Raw genomic sequence first — 15,802 nt, forward strand, 5'->3', positions numbered from 1 at the left:
CCGGTTCGCGTGCGGTGCTGAAACTGGCCGATCGGCGCGCGAAGCGCAAGCCGAACCGCCCATTTCGTGGGGTGGGGAATGCCCTCTTGTCAGTTTGTATAAATGACTTTACCGTTTGATCAAAAAAATACGGCGGGAAACCGGACACCGTTTTCACAGAGGAGAGCCAGCAATGTCCCGAAATACGTTTATGCCCAATCGCCGCCGATTGCTCAAGGCCAGTGCCGCCGGCGCGACTGTTCTTGCCATGCCGGGCCTGATCGGCCGGGCGAGCGCCATGCAGAAGCTGAAGGTCGCTGCGATCTACACCGTACCGGTCGAGCAGCAATGGGTGAGCCGTATCCATATCGCGGCCCAAGCCGCCGTCGACCGCGGCGAGATCGAATATGTCTTTTCCGAGAACACCTCCAACAGCGACTATGAGCGCGTCATGCGCGAGTATTCAGAGGCCGGCCACGACCTGATCATCGGCGAGGCCTTCGCCGTGGAAGACGCCGCCCGTCAGGTCGCGCGCGACTATCCGGAGAAGGCCTATCTTCTCGGTTCGAGCTTCCTGCCGCAGGACGACACGCCGAACTTCGCGGTATTCGACAATTACATCCAGGACGCGTCCTATCTCTCCGGCATCATCGCCGGCGCGATGACCAAGTCGAAAAACATCGGCATGGTCGGCGGTTTCCCGATTCCGGAAGTCAACCGCCTGATGCATGCCTTCATGGCCGGCGTGCGCGAGATGGCGCCCGACACCACGTTCCAGGTCGCCTTCATCGGGTCGTGGTTCGATCCGCCGAAAGCCAAGGAGACGGCGTTTGCGCAGATCGATGCCGGCGCCGACATCATGTATGCCGAACGCTTCGGTGTTTCCGATGCGGCGAAGGAAAAGGGCATCCTTGCGATCGGCAACGTGATCGACACGCAGCCGGACTACCCGGAAACCGTTGTTGCATCCGCGCTATGGCATTTCGAGCCGACGCTCGACGCGGCGCTCGCCAAGGTGAAGGCGGGAACGTTCAAGGCCGAGAACTACGGCATCTACTCCTTCATGAACCAGGGCGGCTGCTCACTGGCGCCGCTCGGCACATTCGAAGGCAAGGTTCCACAGGAGGCGCTCGACATGGTCGCCGCCAAGCAGAAAGCAATCATGGCCGGCGACTTCGTCGTCGAGATCAACGACGAAGAACCGAAATCGAGCTGATGACTGTCGAGGGGGGCGGGAAAGTGGAGACCGTTCTCCGCCTCTCGAACATAACCAAGCGTTTCGGGCCGCTGACGGCCAACGATGCGGTCACATTCGAGTTGCAGCGCGGCGAGGTCGTCGCGCTGCTGGGTGAAAACGGCGCCGGCAAAACGACGCTCATGAACATCCTCTTCGGCCATTACGTGGCCGACGAGGGAACCGTGGAAGCGTTCGGCAAACGCTTGCCGCCGGGCGAGCCACGCGCCGCGCTCACGGCCGGCATCGGCATGGTGCACCAGCATTTCACGCTGGCCGACCAGATGACGGTGCTGGATAACATCGCGCTCGGCACGCAGAGCCTGTTTGCGCCGCGTTTCGACCGCAGGAAAGCGCTTTCGCGTATCGATGATCTGTCGCGCGACTTCGGACTTCAGGTGCGGCCGAACGCGTTGATCTCCGATCTTTCGGTCGGCGAGCGCCAGCGTGTGGAAATTCTCAAGGCGCTCTATCGCGACGCACGCGTGCTGATCCTCGACGAACCGACAGCAGTGCTGACGCCGCTCGAAACCGACGCATTGTTCGCCACGCTGAAAAAGCTCGTCGCCACCGGGCTTTCGATCATTTTCATTTCGCACAAGCTGAACGAGGTGATGGCGGTCAGCGACCGCGTCCTGGTGCTGCGTTCGGGCCGTATCTCCGGCGAACGCCGGACGGTGGATACCGACCGTGCCGAACTGGCGGCGCTGATGGTTGGCGAGACCATCGAGGAACCGGAAGTGGTCCCGCATTCGGCCGGCGCCGAAGTAATCGAGCTTGCCGGCGTGTCGACAGCGGGCCGCGCCGGCGGTGCGCCGCTCGACAATATCGACCTCAGCCTGCACGAGGGCGAAATTACCGGACTGGCCGGTGTTTCCGGCAATGGCCAGGCCGCGCTCGCCGCGCTGATTGCCGGAACCATGCGGCCGGAGACAGGTTCGATCCGCATTTTTGGCGAGACGATTCATGACTGGACGGCGCGTGCCGCGCTGGCGCACCGCATCGGCCGTATTCCCGAAGACCGTCATGCCATCGGCATGATCGGCGACATGAGCGTTACCGAGAACGTGATTTCCGAGGCCTACCGTTCGCGCCGTTTCAGTCGCATGGGGTTTCTCGACTGGAAGGCGGCGGAGGACTTCGCCAACACGATCATTCGCGACTATGACGTAAAATGCCCGTCGCCCAATGCGCGCGTGCGCCTGCTGTCGGGTGGCAACATGCAGAAGCTGATCCTCGGGCGCGCCTTCGACGGCGAGCCGCGGGTGATCCTGGCCAACCAGCCGACGCGCGGCCTCGATGTTGGCGCGGTCGCCTATGTCCACGCCAAGCTCGTCGAGGCGCGCGATCGCGGCGCTGCGATCCTGCTGATTTCCGAAGATCTCGACGAGGTGCTCGCGCTTTCCGACAGGGTTGTGGTGATTTCCAAGGGACGACTGTCGCCGCCTTCGAAGCGCGGCGAGTTGTCGGTGCGCGAGATCGGCGAGCGCATGGCCGGGCATGGCTTCAGCGATGGAGTTCACGATGCGGCTTGAATCGAAACAGGCGCCCGGTCTGGCCGCCACGCTGCTCTATCCGGCCGGCGCGATTGTCGCGACGCTTTTGATCGCCTCGGTCCTGGTGCTGATCGCCGGCGCGTCGCCCTTCAGCGTCTTCTGGCTGGTCATCAAAGGGGCGGCCGGCTCGCAATTCGCGCTGATGGAAACACTGACGCGCGCAACGCCGCTGATCTTTACCGGGCTTGCTGTCGCCGTTGCCTTCCAGGCGAAGCTCTGGAACATCGGCGCGGAGGCGCAGCTCTACATCGGCGCGGTCGCGACCGTGGTTCTGGGAACCGGTGCGGTCGCCTTGCCGGCACCGGGCCTGATCCCGCTGATCATGATCTGCGCCATGTTTGCCGGTGCGTTGTTGCTGCTCGGCCCGGCAATTCTGAAGGTGCGCTTCGGGGTCGACGAGGTGGTGACGACGCTTTTGTTGAACTTCATTGTTATCCTGTTCGTCTCGATGCTGCTCGAAGGCGTGCTTAAGGACCCGATGGGGCTTGGCTGGCCGCAATCGAAACGCGTGGTCGCCGATGCACAACTGCCACGGCTGATCCAGGGCAAGCGGCTGCACTACGGCTTCGTCATCGCATTGGCGAGCGCGGCAATCGTCTGGGTGATCATGAAGAAAACCACGCTCGGCTACGAGATGCGGGCGGTCGGCAACAATGCCGAGGCGGCGCGTTTCGCCGGCATACCGGTCAACCGGGTGCTGATGAAGACGGCGTTGTTGTCGGGCGGCCTCGCCGCGCTCGCCGGTTTCTCGGAAGTGGCGGGGCTGAAGGGCAACCTGACGCTCGATCTGTCGCCGGGCTTTGGCTACACCGGCATCGTTGTCGCGATGCTGGCGATGCTCAACCCGCTCGGCGTCGTGGCTTCAGCGCTCTTCGTCGCCGGCATATTCGTCGGGGCCGACGCGATGAGCCGGTCCGCCGGCGTGCCCAGCTACATTGCCCAGGTGATGGTCGCCACCGCGCTGTTGACCATGGTCACCGCAATCATGCTGACCCGTTACCGGATCCGGTGGAGGTAACGATGGAAGCATTCGAAATCCTGCTGACCACCAGCTTCTGGGTAGCCGCGATCCGTATCGCCTCGCCGTTGATCTTCGCTACGATGGGCGAACTGATCTGCGAACGGGCGGGCGTGCTCAATCTCGGCATCGAGGGGATCATGACGGCGGGCGCGTTTGCCGGCTGGATCACGGTCTATCTCGGCGGCGATCTCTGGACAGGCGTCCTGATCGCGGCGCTGGCCGGCGCGGCATTCGGGCTCTTACATGGCTTCCTGACGGTGCCGCTTGGCCTGTCGCAGCATGTCACCGGCATCGGCATCACGCTGCTGGCGACCAGCCTGACCTACTTTATCTATCGCGTGTCGTTGCCCAAGGTGACGTCGCCGCCGAAGATCGAGCCGTTTCAGCCCTATGCGATCCCGTATCTCTCCGACATACCGCTGTTCGGCCCGGCACTGTTCAACCAGACGCCGCTCACCTATCTGGCCTTCGTGACGGTCGCGCTTGTTGCGTGGATACTCTACCGCACGCCGGTCGGCATGGCAGTGCGTGCCGTTGGCGAAAACCCGGCAGCCGTCGAGGCGCAGGGGATCAGCGTCACGGCGATCCGCATGGGCGCGGTCGCAGTCGGCTCGGCGCTGATGGCCATTGGCGGCGCCTTCCTGACCATGAGCGCCTTCAACTCCTTTTTCTTCGACATGATCAACGGGCGTGGCTGGATTTGCATCGCGCTGGTTGTCTTCGGGTCCTGGCGGCCGGGCAAGGCGCTGATCGGCGCCATCCTGTTCGCCGCCTTCGACGCCTACCAGATCCGCCTGCAGCAGGTGACCGGCGGGGTCATCCCCTACCAGATCTTCCTGATGCTGCCCTATGTGCTGTCGATCCTGGCGCTGATCGTCGTCGCGCGCCGCGCCACCTATCCCAAGGCTCTCATGGTGCCATACCAGAAAGGCGAGAGATGAGTATCGACCTGCTGCTCAAGGGCGGCTCGCTGCCGGACGGATCGGTCGCCGACATCGCCGTGTCGGGCGGGACCATCACGGCGATCGAACCGGAGATCAACGCCGAGGCCGGGGAAACGATCGACATATCCGGCAATCTCGTGTCGCCGCCCTTCATCGATCCGCATTTCCACATGGACGCGACCTTGTCCTACGGCCAGCCGCGCATCAATGCGTCCGGCACGCTTCTGGAAGGCATTGCGCTGTGGGGCGAGTTGAAACCGCTATTGACCGAGGAAGCGGTCATCGAGCGGGCGCTCGCCTATTGCGACTGGGCCGTCTCGATGGGGCTTCTGGCAATCCGCACCCATGTCGACACCAGCGACGACCATGCGATGACCGGGGTGCGGGGGCTGCTCGCGGTGCGCGACATCGTCAAACCCTATCTCGACCTGCAGATCGTCGCCTTCCCGCAGGACGGCTTTTATCGCGCGCCGAAGGCGAGGGAGCTGACGCTGCAGGCACTCGACATGGGTGTCGATATCGTCGGCGGCATTCCGCATTTCGAGCGCACCATGGACGATGGCCGTAAATCTGTGACCGAGCTTTGCGAGATCGCCGCCGGGCGCGGGCTGATGGTCGATCTGCATTGCGATGAGACCGACGACCCGATGTCGCGCCATATCGAGCAACTCGCCTATGAAACGCAGCGGCTTGGCCTGCAGGGCAGGGTGGCCGGATCGCATCTGACCTCGATGCATTCGATGGACAATTACTATGTCTCCAAGCTGCTACCATTGATGGCGGAGGCCGAGGTTGCCGCCATCCCCAACCCGCTGATCAACATCACCATCCAGGGCCGGCACGACACCTACCCCAAGCGGCGCGGGCTGACCCGGGTGCCGGAGATGCTGCGTTACGGTATCACCGTCGCATGGGGCCAGGATTGCGCGCTCGACCCGTGGTATCCGCTCGGCACGGCCGACATGCTGGACGTCGCCTTCATGGGGCTACATGTGGCGCAAATGACCAGTCCGGCCGACATGCGGCGCTGCTTCGACATGGTGACGTCGGAGACGGCGAAGATCATGGGGCTTGACGACTACGGCCTCGAGGCGGGCAAGCGCGCCAGCTTGGTCGTGCTGGATGCCGGCGATCCCGTCGAGGCGATCAGGCTCCGGCCGGAGCGGTTGCTGGTGGTCTCCAACGGCAAGGTCGTCGCCCGGCGCAAGCGCCAGGACACGGATCTGTCGCTGCCGGGAAGGCCTGCCTCCGTCAACCGGCGGTTCAAACGGTAGGTTCGTTTCCATTCATCGGATTTGAAACGCGATGCGTGGCCGCCACCCTTGGCCGCTGGGCACGCACGACATCTTCGGCGGAAAGATCGCTGGCGCCGTTCTTCCGGATCGTCGAGGAAAGATGGTGGGCGGTACTGGGATTGAACCAGTGACCCCTACGATGTCAACGTAGTGCTCTCCCGCTGAGCTAACCGCCCGGTCAGATGCGCGCATACACCATAACAGCCTTGCGCGGTCAAGAGACTGATTTGCGGAATTCGGCGCTTCAGGCCGCCTTGATCATCTTGTCGACTTCGGTGACCAGTTCGCGCAGGTGGAAGGGCTTGGAAAGCACCTTGGCGTCCTTCGGCGCGTTGGAGTCGGGATTGAGCGCGACAGCCGCGAAACCGGTGATGAACATCACCTTCAAATCCGGGTCGAGTTCGGTGGCGCGGCGCGCCAGTTCGATACCGTCCATCTCCGGCATCACGATGTCGGTCAACAGCAGCGAGAAGGGTTCCTCGCGCAGGCGCTCATAGGCGCTGGCGCCATTGTCATAGTCGGTGACCTGGTAACCCGCCTTCTCGAGCGCCTTTACCAGGAATGCGCGCATGTCGTTGTCGTCTTCGGCAAGGAGGATGCGATTCATGTTCAAGCCTGTCGGTCGCGTTGCAAACGCCTGCTAAAAATCCACTCGTCCCAGTCATCGCCCGTCATGGTAAACAACCGGTGTATTAATCTCAAATTCACGGACATTTGGTCCCGTCTGGACCGTCGCAATGACACTGCACACTGGACAGGACGCCGCGCTGCTGTCAACAATCAATCAGCGAATCCGCGAAACTGGTTAAACGGTTCTGGAGGCCCATGTTCTGCGATCCCGACTTTGCCGATCATCCGGCTTTCGAAGTCAGGAAGCCGGCTGACCAGCGGGTCCCCTTCGTGTTCAATTCTCCGCATAGCGGACGCTATTATCCCGAACGTTTTTTACGCATGAGCCGGCTGGACGAAGTGTCGATCCGCCGCTCGGAAGACTATTTCGTCGACGAGCTGTTCTCTGGCGCGGTTCCGCTTGGCGCGCCGCTGTTGATGGCGCATTTCCCGCGCGCCTATCTCGATGTCAATCGCGAGCCCTATGAGCTGGATCCGCGCATGTTCGTCGAGCGCCTGCCGGCGTTTGCCAATTCGCGCTCGATACGGGTCGCCGGCGGGCTCGGCACGATCCCCCGGCTGGTGTCGGAGGGGGCGGAGATCTACCGGCGCAGCCTGCCGATAGCGGAAGCCCAGGCGCGGATCGCCAATATCTACAAGCCCTACCATCAGGCACTGCGCGACCTGCTCTCGCAGACCCACCGCCAGTTCGGCTTTGCGGTGCTGATCGATTGCCATTCGATGCCCGCCTCGGTGCGCTACGGCCAGGACGGAATCCGGCCGGACTTCATCATCGGCGACCGGTTCGGAACCAGCGCCGGGCGCGATGTCAGCGAGGCCGCGGCCGAAATCCTGTCCTCGATGGGGTATTTGGTGACCTCCAACAAACCCTATGCGGGCGGGTTTATCACCGAGCATTACGGACGCCCGCTCAAGGGCCTGCACGCGCTGCAGATCGAGGTCAATCGCGGCCTTTATGTCGAGGAACATACGCTGCAGCGCAAGCCTTCGTTCCATCAGCTGCGCGACGACATCGCGACCTTCATTTCCCGGCTGATGGCGCTTCCTGACCGGCACTTCTTCAACTACAGCATAGCCGCTGAATAAAAAAAGGGCCGCAGCGCGGAGCGGTGCGGCCAAAGTCTAGGGAGGATACGCCCCGAAAAGGGCGTGACAGCAAGCTGTCGAGCGCACAGATATGCTGCGACGCACAATTGTCAATGCGCTGCAATGTGAAACTTCTGTTGCATCGCGGCCAATCCCCGGAAACCAAGGACAGGGAGCCGATATGACCACGTATTCGTTGCCGGATGTTGCGTTCCTGCAACGGCTCGCAGGCGCCGCCGCCAAGCGGACATTGCCATTGTTTCGCACTGCAACCGCGGTCGAAAACAAGGAGCAGGGCGGATACGACCCGGTAACCCAGGCAGACCGCGATGCCGAGCGCGCGATCCGCGCGTTGATCGAAGAGGCTTATCCGGAACACGGTATCGTCGGCGAAGAGTTCGGAACGGTGCGCGGTGATCATTCCCACGTGTGGATCATCGACCCGGTAGACGGCACGCGCGCCTACATCTCGGGCCTCCCGACATGGGGAACGCTTGTCGGGTTGCGGGTCGACGGTCACATGCATGCGGGCTTCATGTCGCAGCCCTATATCGGCGAGCTCTATGTTGCCGATGGTTCCGGCAGCCAGTTCATGCGCGGCAACGCGGACGCACGGCCCATTTCCACCAGTGCGACCACCGATATCAGCGAGTCGATCGTCTTTACGACCTCGCCGGCTCTCTATGACACCGCGACACGGGAAGCTTTCAACCGGCTGGAAGCGCGATCCCGGCTCTCGCGCTATGGATGCGACTGCTATGCGTTCGCCATGCTGGCGGCGGGCTACGCCGATATTGTCGTCGAACCCGGTCTGAAGACCTACGACATTGCCGCGCTGATCCCAGTTATCGAGCAGGCCGGCGGCGTGGTGACGACCTGGCAAGGCGGCAACGCGGCCGACGGCGGCGATATCCTGGCGGCCGCCAACCCGGCATTGCATGCGGCTGCGTTGGCGGTGCTGAGCGGCTAGGTCCGGCGATCTGCCGAACCTAGTCTTCGGTGCCGGGAATGAAGGCGCGGATGGCCGCCAGCAATTGCCGTCGGTAGATGTCGGCTTCCTGGAAGATTTCGTGCTTCGCGCCGTTGATGGTCAGCATCGAGGCGGACCGCAGGCGGCGCGAATGGCTCTCGCAGGCGGCATTGGAGACCACCGTGTCGCGGCCGGCGGCGACGATCAGTGTCGGGATCGTTGTCGCGGCCATGTGTGCGGGCCGGCGGATCGCGTCGAGGGCGCGAAACGTCGCGGATGTCCACGCCGGCGTTGGGCCCCCCAGCGCCAGATCGGGATGCTGTTCGACGAGTTCGACATTGCGCGCATAGCGGTCGGGGTCGGAGGTCAGCGCATTGGTTTCGAAGGGTTGGCGCAACTGTTTGGGCGGGCCGCCGGCAAGATAAATGTTGCCGAGGCCGATGAAGCAGAGCACCCCGGCCACGAATCGCGCGAGAGCATTCTGTGTCGCTGGCACCGGCAGGCCGAGAAGCGGTGCCGACAAGACCATGCGCCGGATGCGGTTGGCCATGACCGGGGCGCTGTAAAGCGCGATCAGGCAACCGGTCGAATGGGCGATGATATGGTAGGGCGGGCGACAGTCCGGCAGCACGATCTCGCGAAAAATCGTGTCGAGGTCGATGGAGTACTGCTCGAAGTCGTCGATGTAACCCGGTCCGCCATTGCGAAAGAACCGATCCGAGCCGCCTTGTCCGCGCCAATCGAAGGTCACGATGTCCATTGCGGTATCGCGCAGGTCGCGGACGGTCTCGGTGTATTTCTCGATCGTTTCGTTGCGGCCGTGCAGGAGAATGATCGTGCCCTTGGCGGAGCCGGCTGCCTTGCAGACCGCATAGCGGATGGAAAAGCCGTCCGGCGTTCTGACAAAGCCGGCGGCATCGGTGTCGGGTAACGGATTGCTCTCGGTTTGCCGCAGTGTCGTCATCGGTTTGGCGTCAAGGTCCGTGCTTGGCCCGTACTTGGCCCGTACTTGGCCGGTGATTGTCCCGACGCGGAGTGTTAGGTTCCGGCCTGTCAAAGGTCAAAGAAAAACCGGGAGCACCGCGCGGTGCTCCCGGCTGCCGACCGGACTGGAAGGGACGATGCAGCCCGGCAGGTTTCCGTCGGCCGGTCAGTTCCAGCCGTAGTAGAAGGTCAGGTTGCCGTTGCCGAAATGGACGCCGGGATTGTCCCAGTGGCGGCGGAGGCGATGGCGCACGACAATCCGGCCGGTGCGGCCGTCGACACGCAACCTGAACAGCTTGTGGTGCTTGCGCGCGATGAAGATGTAGTCGCCGCGAATGAACCCGGCCCGGCGGATATGGTGGTAGCCGCGCTTGCGCAGCTTGTGGCGGACGACGCGCGGCGGCAAGAGGTAGCGCCTGGCGTGTTTTCCACCCACCTCGTGCACCAGCCGGCCGGCGACCGCGGGCGCGTCGATAACCGGAATGGCCGGAACGGTGGCCGGAGTGGCGTTGGCGAAACCAGCCGACCCGGCCGACACAAGAGCGGCAGTCGCGGCGGTGATCAAAAGCTTCTTCATGTCGATCTCCATTGGCTTGGTATGTCTGGATGAGCCGGTTTGCCGGCCTCTGATGTGGCGCCAGATTGCCACCGCCCGCCTGAACGGCGCCGGAAAGCGTTGTTCATCCTGCGTTCATCAAAGAAACGCCGTCTTGAAGGCCGCGATCGCCGACACCAAATATGTGCTGCGGACGCCATTCCGGGTCCGCTGATGTGACAGGGCCGCGCCAATACCGGGCGGTCGCAGCATCAAACGCACAACACGTCGCTCAATGATGGAGGACCAATCATGCGTCATGTCGACTATTCACCGCTCTTCCGATCGACCGTCGGTTTCGACCGCCTGTTCAACATGCTGGACACGCTGGCCCAGCCGGAAGGCAATGCGCCGAGCTATCCGCCCTACAATATCGAGCGGACCGGCGAGAATGCTTACCGGATCACCATGGCCGTGGCCGGTTTTTCCCAGGATGACCTTACGATCGAGGCGCGTTCCAACGTGCTGACGGTCGCCGGCGGCAAGCCGGAGGAAACCGATCAGGAGAAGCGTGAGTTCTTGCACCGGGGCATCGCCTCGCGTGCCTTCGAGCGCCGTTTCCAACTGGCAGACTATGTCGAAGTGAAGGCCGCCGAACTCAAGAACGGCCTGTTGCATATCGATCTGGAACGCGAGATTCCCGAAGCGATGAAGCCGCGCAAAATCGACATCAAGAACGGCAAGGATGCCCGGCAGATCGAAGCCAAGTCCGTGAATTGATCGCGGTCGCGGTATCGAAGCTGAAAGGCGGGGGAGACCCCGCCTTTTTTGCGTTCAGGTTCGGGCGTTGAACCAGCGGCCCAAGAGATGATCCACGGAAATCCGGCCGGGGCCGTTAACGACGATCATCAGCAGCACGAAGATCCACAGCATGCGCTGGTCGAAGATGATGGCGTCGGGCAAGCGGTCGAACATCGAACCGACGAACTTGGCTTCCAGCCCGTGGAAGGCGACATCGACATAGCTTTGGACGATCACGAAGACGATCATACCGATCGCGGCGATGCGGCTGAACAGCCCGATGACAATCATGATCGGCAGCAGGAATTCGGTCCAGGTGCCGAGCAGGACAATGATGTCCCAGGGAAAGAACGGGATCGCATCGACGTCGAAGCCGTAGTGTTCCATGACCGGCGGCAGGATCGACGCATAGGCACCGATGCTCGGATTGAGAAAGCCGAAAATCCCGTCGCCGAGCTTGTTCCAGCCGGAATTCAGATAATAGAAGAACAGCAGGCTGAAGAAGGCGAAGCGTGCCGCCAGGCCGTTGAACCAGCCGGCGAGCGCCCGGTCGAGACCGGCAAAGACGGCGTTGTGAAGGCGCACGATCATGGCGACCGGTCCGGCTGCGATCTGCGTTGAGCCAGTCTCGGCATGCTGTGTATCGGTCATGGCCGTGTTCCCCGGTTTTCAGTGGTTTTCTATTGTAGCGGTGGTGAAGGCGCCAGTCGACAGAAGGCCGCCAATGGCTTCGCCAATGTCGAAGGTGTCGTTGGCTGTCGCGCCGGCTTCGGCGGCGTCTGCCAGCGTGGCCCCGGCAAGCAACGTATCGAAGAATGCGCCGTGCCCGTCGGGCAGTCGCGTCACCATGACATCATGCGCCGGACGCGTGATCAGCACGTCCTGTGGCTGGGCGGCCTCGATGCGGGGCACCGTTTCGTGGTTGCGGTTGGCATCGAAGATATCGAACACCGCGTAATCCGACCGGACGACGCCGGCTGCCGGGTGGGCGATGAACCGCAATTCGCCGAGGCGTTCCTGCGCGAACTCCGAGAGTTCTTGCGGCGAAAGCGGCTCCAGGTCGGCGGCGTGATAGGCTGTCAACCAGCAACGCTCCAGCCGCGCCACATCGGCGAGGTAGGGCATACGCGCCGCCGGCTCGAACTGCGCTATGAAATCGGGAAATTCGTGCCCGTACTGGAACAGCAGCGGCGAGGCCGGCGGATGCGCGCGCACGAATTCACGCGCCATGTTGCGGAAGAAGGTTTCGCCTGCAATGCGCTGGACAGCCGGAAAGATGTCGACGAGCGAGTTGATAAGGCTGACGGTGACATTGTTGCGGTAGACATTGAAACGCTTGACCGCCTGCTTGCCGCCCGGTCCGACAACCGTGGCGGGTTTCTCGACTTCGGGATCGAGAATTGCGGCGCGAAAGCCTTTTGCGTCCAGTTGGCCGGGATCAGACTGCGGCGGCATGGCGCTTGCCCATCATGAACGTGCTGGCGACACGCTCGAGGATACGCTCGGCGGCGGTCGCCTCCGATTTCAGGACCGGCCAGTCGGGCAGATCGGAATCCCATTCCACCAGCGTCGGGATCGGCCCTGTCTGCTTGACGACGATCTCGAACAGATCCCAGACCGGATCGGCGACCGGCGCATCGTGGCTGTCGATGAGCAGCGTTTCGCCCTCGTCGTCCTCTTGAACGGCATGGCCGGCAAGGTGGATCTCGCCGACAAGCTCGAGCGGGAAATCCATCAGATAGGTGAGCGGCGAATAGCCGTGATTGGTGGCCGAGACGAAAACGTTGTTGACGTCGAGCAGCAGGCCGCATCCGGTGCGCCGCGCGATCTCGCGGATGAAGTCGGTCTCGCTCATCGTCGAGTTGTCGAAGACAACATAGGTCGACGGGTTTTCCAGCAGCATCTGCCTGCCGATGAAGGACTGCATCCGGTCGACGTGCTCGCAAACATGGGCGAGCGTCTCGTCGGTATAGGGGAGCGGCAGCAGATCGTTCATGAACACGTCGTCATGGGTCGACCAGGCGAGGTGTTCGGAAATCAGACCCGGTTCGTAGCGCTCGACCAGTGCCTTGAAGCGCGCAAGATGGTCAGTGCTCAGCGGCTCGGGGCCGCCGATCGACATGCACACGCCATGCAGGGAGACCGGGTAGTCCTGCCTGACGCGTTCCAGGGCGCGATGCGGAAAACCGCCGTCGCCCATGTAGTTCTCGGCGTGCACTTCCAGAAATCCGACCGGATCGGTATCGGCGAGAATGTCGTCGAGATGCGTGTGCTTGAAGCCCACGCCAGTTGATGGCGGGATGCGGGAAGGCATGGTTGCAAACCGGGTCTTGCGTGCATTCGGAGGGTCGAACGACATATGACCTAGAGGATGGGAAAACTCGGTCATCAACAGTCTCCGATTTGCAACCAACTCGTGTGACGGCTTATGCCGGCAGATCGCGGTCAAGCGGCTCGAGCGAGCCCATGCGGCCGCCCTCGAGTTCCATGGAAACGCAGGTGCCTTCTTCAACGAACTTCCAGGCGTTGCCCTGGTAGTCGACGGTCGACGTTCCCTGGCAGGTTGTGCCCGGGCCGGCCGCGCAGTCGTTCTGACCTGCGAGCGAAACGCCGTAGCACTTCACGTTGGCTGCGTGCGCGTCGGTCACGGTGACGAGCTGAGCGCCCGAGACTGCTGCTGCGACTGCGCCGGCGAGAACGGCGCCGCTGAATGCGGTTTTAGTAGCTTTGGACATCCTTAACTCCTATGAAGCCCGTTTTGATCCGATCCATCCACCGGACCGGTAGGACATGTTTGGCAAACCGCTCGATCAACGGGAAATCAAGCACGTGTTATCCCGTTTCACATATGTGTGAGGCATGTTTGACCTCAGGAAAATATTTTTCACAGAACAGCCGTGCGCGGTTCAGGCCGCTCGCCGCACGCGGGAGCGCAGACACAGCAGCATCGCGGCGAAGACGACAAACGCCGTGATGATCGCGGGCGTCGTTATCTCTTCGCCGAGTATCAGCGCGGCCAGGGCGATCGAGACAATCGGCATGAGCAGATTGATCTGGCCGATCCGCGCGATCCCGCCCATTGCCAATCCGCGATACCAGAATACGGAAGCCAGAAACATGGAGATGATACCAAGATAGGCGAGCGCGGCCCAACTCGAGACGCCGGCCGTTTCCCAGCCGGCGTCGGGAGCCTGGAAGACCAGTATGGCTATCGCACCGGGCGTCAGCAGGACCATCGCCCAGCTCAACGTGTTGGCGCCGCCCAGTTCGGCGGAGACCTTCCCGCCTTCCACATAGGCGAAGCCCATCGCCGCAAGCGCGCATAACAACCAAAGATCGGCGACATGCAGGCGGCCGCCGCCTGCGTCGAACGCATAGTAGAAGACCGCGCAGAAACCCACCGCGCATCCCAGCCAGAACAGGGCGGGGGGACGTTCGCCGGCGCGAAGCACGGCCAGGATCGCGGTGACCGCCGGCGCCAGACCCGTCGCCATGGCGCCATGGATCGCCGGCACCGATTGCAGCGCAAGGGCCAGAAAGAACGGATAGCCGACCGCAAGGCCGAGCCCGGCTGCAAGAATACCCCGCAACTGGTGTCGCGTCGGGAGCGCGGTGCGACCGGCCGCGAACAGGGCCGCCGCGCCGAGCGCGCCCGCCATCGCGATGCGCGCGCATGTAATCTCCAGCGGCGAAAAATCGGCGATTGCCAATCGGGTCGCGACCAGTGTGCCGCTGAATCCCAACATGCCGAGAAATCCGAAGATCACACCTGCTCGCAATCCGTCTGATCGATCACTCATCGGGTTTCCTCCGGCAACGGCATGTCGCATGGGCGTCCCTATCACACTTCGCTAGCGCGGTCGGTGCATGGCGATGCCGGCCATCACGAGAGCCACACCCGCAAGATCGCGCGACGTAGGTATCTGGGCCAGGACAATGGCCGCGATGACGGTCGCGAATGCCGGCAGCAAGGCCAGCATGAGCGCGAACGAGGCGCGCGGGATACGCGACATCGCGAGTTGGTCGCAGACATAGGGAATGACCGAGGAACAGATCCCGACGCCTATGCCGGCAAGGACCAGCAACGGATTGGCGAATATGGTAACGGCTTGTGCGGCGCCGACCGGCGTGACGAAAACAAAGGCGATGAACATGGCCGCGCCGAGGCGCTTGATACCGGCGTCTGCGCCGGTCTGCGATACACGGTGGCCAAGTATGATATAGACGGCGAACAAGGCGGCGTTGATAGCCGACCAGAACAGTCCGACCGGACTGGTCGCCCATCTGACGTCGATCAGCAGCCATACGCCGGCAATTGCAAGCCCAACCGCAAAGAGGTTTCGCGGTGTGCGCAATCCGTAAAGCGCGACGAGAAGCGTCGCCGTGAACTCCATCGCCGCGACGAGGCTCATTGGCAGCTTGTCGAGCGCCAGATAAAACGCAGTGTTCATCGCCGCCAGACAGGCGCCGAGCGATAGCAGCAATCCCCGTGTCGCCGGCTCGGCTTGGCCCAGGGTCCGCCAGGGCTTCGTCAGCGGCGCAAAGACCAGCGCGGCAGAGGCGATGCGGAACCAGGCGATCCCCAACACGCCGGCCGCGGGAAACAGCAGCACGGCCAGCGATGGCCCGAGATAGTGAAATACCGCGCTGACACAGAACCATGCATAGGGCGGCACATTCGCGGTCAGCCGGTTCAGGGTGGGTTGCTGCTTCGGGTCGACATCCTGCCGCATCTTGCTCATACTTCCAGTATCGGAGGCATGATGG

17 protein-coding genes and 1 tRNA gene are annotated in these 15,802 nt (G+C 62.7%); 8 read left to right on the forward strand and 10 right to left on the reverse strand.

Annotated features, from left to right (window positions below; genetic code table 11):
• The first annotated feature begins 172 nt into the window (after positions 1-172).
• Genes ACO06R_RS05595 through ACO06R_RS05615 form a run of 5 tightly spaced genes read left to right on the forward strand, consistent with a single transcriptional unit; the run spans position 173 to position 6,008 of the window.
• The gene (locus tag ACO06R_RS05595; protein ID WP_421857192.1) at positions 173-1,195 is read left to right on the forward strand and encodes a BMP family protein; all 1,023 of its coding nucleotides are present in this window, start codon (positions 173-175) and stop codon (positions 1,193-1,195) included.
• Positions 1,195-2,748: an ABC transporter ATP-binding protein gene (locus tag ACO06R_RS05600; RefSeq protein ID WP_421857194.1), complete on the forward strand. Its 1,554-nt coding sequence runs from the start codon at positions 1,195-1,197 to the stop codon at positions 2,746-2,748. The genes ACO06R_RS05595 and ACO06R_RS05600 overlap by 1 nt, the downstream gene beginning before the upstream one ends.
• Positions 2,738-3,787 carry an ABC transporter permease gene (locus tag ACO06R_RS05605; RefSeq protein ID WP_421857196.1) on the forward strand — a complete coding sequence of 350 codons (1,050 nt, stop codon included), beginning with the start codon at positions 2,738-2,740 and terminating at the stop codon, positions 3,785-3,787. The genes ACO06R_RS05600 and ACO06R_RS05605 overlap by 11 nt, the downstream gene beginning before the upstream one ends.
• 2 nt (positions 3,788-3,789) lie before the next feature.
• Complete coding sequence (locus tag ACO06R_RS05610; RefSeq protein WP_421857198.1) at positions 3,790-4,731, forward strand: ABC transporter permease; 942 nt, start codon at positions 3,790-3,792, stop codon at positions 4,729-4,731.
• Complete coding sequence (locus ACO06R_RS05615; protein WP_421857200.1) at positions 4,728-6,008, forward strand: amidohydrolase family protein; 1,281 nt, start codon at positions 4,728-4,730, stop codon at positions 6,006-6,008. Before ACO06R_RS05610 ends, ACO06R_RS05615 begins: the two co-directional genes overlap by 4 nt.
• A 122-nt stretch (positions 6,009-6,130) precedes the next feature.
• On the opposite strand, the gene ACO06R_RS05620 is transcribed toward ACO06R_RS05615, so the two are convergent.
• Positions 6,131-6,205, reverse strand: a tRNA-Val gene (locus tag ACO06R_RS05620).
• 68 nt (positions 6,206-6,273) lie between these two features.
• Entirely contained in the window at positions 6,274-6,636 is a 363-nt protein-coding gene (gene cpdR, locus ACO06R_RS05625) for a cell cycle two-component system response regulator CpdR (RefSeq protein WP_421857202.1), read from the reverse strand.
• Between the two features lie 218 nt (positions 6,637-6,854).
• Here cpdR and ACO06R_RS05630 point away from each other — a divergent pair, with 218 nt between their 5' ends.
• Both ACO06R_RS05630 and hisN read left to right on the forward strand, forming a co-directional pair.
• Positions 6,855-7,745 carry an N-formylglutamate amidohydrolase gene (locus tag ACO06R_RS05630; RefSeq protein ID WP_421857204.1) on the forward strand — a complete coding sequence of 297 codons (891 nt, stop codon included), beginning with the start codon at positions 6,855-6,857 and terminating at the stop codon, positions 7,743-7,745.
• Positions 7,746-7,926: 181 nt separating this feature from the next.
• The gene (gene hisN / locus ACO06R_RS05635; protein WP_421857206.1) at positions 7,927-8,715 is read left to right on the forward strand and encodes a histidinol-phosphatase; all 789 of its coding nucleotides are present in this window, start codon (positions 7,927-7,929) and stop codon (positions 8,713-8,715) included.
• A 19-nt stretch (positions 8,716-8,734) separates the two neighbouring features.
• Here the strand turns inward: hisN and ACO06R_RS05640 are convergent, their stop codons facing one another.
• Together ACO06R_RS05640 and ACO06R_RS05645 are read right to left on the reverse strand one after the other, a co-directional pair.
• Complete coding sequence (locus ACO06R_RS05640) at positions 8,735-9,679, reverse strand: alpha/beta fold hydrolase (protein ID WP_421857208.1); 945 nt, start codon at positions 9,677-9,679, stop codon at positions 8,735-8,737.
• Positions 9,680-9,865: 186 nt separating this feature from the next.
• On the reverse strand, positions 9,866-10,276 hold the full coding sequence (locus ACO06R_RS05645; protein ID WP_421857210.1) for a hypothetical protein: 411 nt from the start codon (positions 10,274-10,276) through the stop codon (positions 9,866-9,868).
• A gap of 270 nt (positions 10,277-10,546) precedes the next feature.
• Here ACO06R_RS05645 and ACO06R_RS05650 point away from each other — a divergent pair, with 270 nt between their 5' ends.
• Positions 10,547-11,014: an Hsp20 family protein gene (locus tag ACO06R_RS05650; protein ID WP_421857212.1), complete on the forward strand. Its 468-nt coding sequence runs from the start codon at positions 10,547-10,549 to the stop codon at positions 11,012-11,014.
• Between the two features lie 54 nt (positions 11,015-11,068).
• Here ACO06R_RS05650 and ACO06R_RS05655 read toward each other — a convergent pair whose 3' ends face one another.
• The 6 genes from ACO06R_RS05655 to ACO06R_RS05680 form a co-directional block, all read right to left on the reverse strand.
• Positions 11,069-11,686, reverse strand: coding sequence for a DoxX family protein (locus ACO06R_RS05655; protein ID WP_421857214.1), 618 nt, complete (start codon positions 11,684-11,686; stop codon positions 11,069-11,071).
• 18 nt (positions 11,687-11,704) lie between these two features.
• Complete coding sequence (locus ACO06R_RS05660) at positions 11,705-12,490, reverse strand: putative DNA-binding domain-containing protein (protein ID WP_421857216.1); 786 nt, start codon at positions 12,488-12,490, stop codon at positions 11,705-11,707.
• Positions 12,474-13,349, reverse strand: coding sequence for a DUF692 domain-containing protein (locus ACO06R_RS05665; protein WP_421859225.1), 876 nt, complete (start codon positions 13,347-13,349; stop codon positions 12,474-12,476). Before ACO06R_RS05665 ends, ACO06R_RS05660 begins: the two co-directional genes overlap by 17 nt.
• A 112-nt stretch (positions 13,350-13,461) precedes the next feature.
• Positions 13,462-13,770: a DUF2282 domain-containing protein gene (locus ACO06R_RS05670; RefSeq protein WP_421857218.1), complete on the reverse strand. Its 309-nt coding sequence runs from the start codon at positions 13,768-13,770 to the stop codon at positions 13,462-13,464.
• 171 nt (positions 13,771-13,941) lie between these two features.
• Positions 13,942-14,835, reverse strand: a complete 894-nt coding sequence (locus tag ACO06R_RS05675; RefSeq protein WP_421857220.1) for a DMT family transporter — start codon at positions 14,833-14,835, stop codon at positions 13,942-13,944.
• 51 nt (positions 14,836-14,886) lie between these two features.
• Positions 14,887-15,768, reverse strand: coding sequence for an EamA family transporter (locus tag ACO06R_RS05680; RefSeq protein ID WP_421859227.1), 882 nt, complete (start codon positions 15,766-15,768; stop codon positions 14,887-14,889).
• Between the last annotated feature and the right edge of the window lie 34 nt (positions 15,769-15,802).

Source organism: Oricola sp., from assembly GCF_965230365.1.
Taxonomy (GTDB): Bacteria; Pseudomonadota; Alphaproteobacteria; order Rhizobiales; family Rhizobiaceae; genus Oricola.

Excerpts from the sequence above, each read along its gene's own strand:
- ACO06R_RS05615 (WP_421857200.1), top strand. The coding sequence starts at position 4,728 with ATGAGTATCGACCTGCTGCTCAAGGGCGGCTCGCTGCCGGACGGATCG.
- ACO06R_RS05670 (WP_421857218.1), bottom strand. The coding sequence starts at position 13,770 with ATGTCCAAAGCTACTAAAACCGCATTCAGCGGCGCCGTTCTCGCCGGC.
- ACO06R_RS05645 (WP_421857210.1), bottom strand. The coding sequence starts at position 10,276 with ATGAAGAAGCTTTTGATCACCGCCGCGACTGCCGCTCTTGTGTCGGCC.
- ACO06R_RS05600 (WP_421857194.1), top strand. The coding sequence starts at position 1,195 with ATGACTGTCGAGGGGGGCGGGAAAGTGGAGACCGTTCTCCGCCTCTCG.
- ACO06R_RS05595 (WP_421857192.1), top strand. The coding sequence starts at position 173 with ATGTCCCGAAATACGTTTATGCCCAATCGCCGCCGATTGCTCAAGGCC.
- ACO06R_RS05630 (WP_421857204.1), top strand. The coding sequence starts at position 6,855 with ATGTTCTGCGATCCCGACTTTGCCGATCATCCGGCTTTCGAAGTCAGG.
- ACO06R_RS05660 (WP_421857216.1), bottom strand. The coding sequence starts at position 12,490 with ATGCCGCCGCAGTCTGATCCCGGCCAACTGGACGCAAAAGGCTTTCGC.
- ACO06R_RS05605 (WP_421857196.1), top strand. The coding sequence starts at position 2,738 with ATGCGGCTTGAATCGAAACAGGCGCCCGGTCTGGCCGCCACGCTGCTC.
- hisN (WP_421857206.1), top strand. The coding sequence starts at position 7,927 with ATGACCACGTATTCGTTGCCGGATGTTGCGTTCCTGCAACGGCTCGCA.
- ACO06R_RS05640 (WP_421857208.1), bottom strand. The coding sequence starts at position 9,679 with ATGACGACACTGCGGCAAACCGAGAGCAATCCGTTACCCGACACCGAT.
- cpdR (WP_421857202.1), bottom strand. The coding sequence starts at position 6,636 with ATGAATCGCATCCTCCTTGCCGAAGACGACAACGACATGCGCGCATTC.
- ACO06R_RS05610 (WP_421857198.1), top strand. The coding sequence starts at position 3,790 with ATGGAAGCATTCGAAATCCTGCTGACCACCAGCTTCTGGGTAGCCGCG.
- ACO06R_RS05680 (WP_421859227.1), bottom strand. The coding sequence starts at position 15,768 with ATGCGGCAGGATGTCGACCCGAAGCAGCAACCCACCCTGAACCGGCTG.
- ACO06R_RS05655 (WP_421857214.1), bottom strand. The coding sequence starts at position 11,686 with ATGACCGATACACAGCATGCCGAGACTGGCTCAACGCAGATCGCAGCC.
- ACO06R_RS05650 (WP_421857212.1), top strand. The coding sequence starts at position 10,547 with ATGCGTCATGTCGACTATTCACCGCTCTTCCGATCGACCGTCGGTTTC.
- ACO06R_RS05675 (WP_421857220.1), bottom strand. The coding sequence starts at position 14,835 with ATGAGTGATCGATCAGACGGATTGCGAGCAGGTGTGATCTTCGGATTT.
- ACO06R_RS05665 (WP_421859225.1), bottom strand. The coding sequence starts at position 13,349 with ATGCCTTCCCGCATCCCGCCATCAACTGGCGTGGGCTTCAAGCACACG.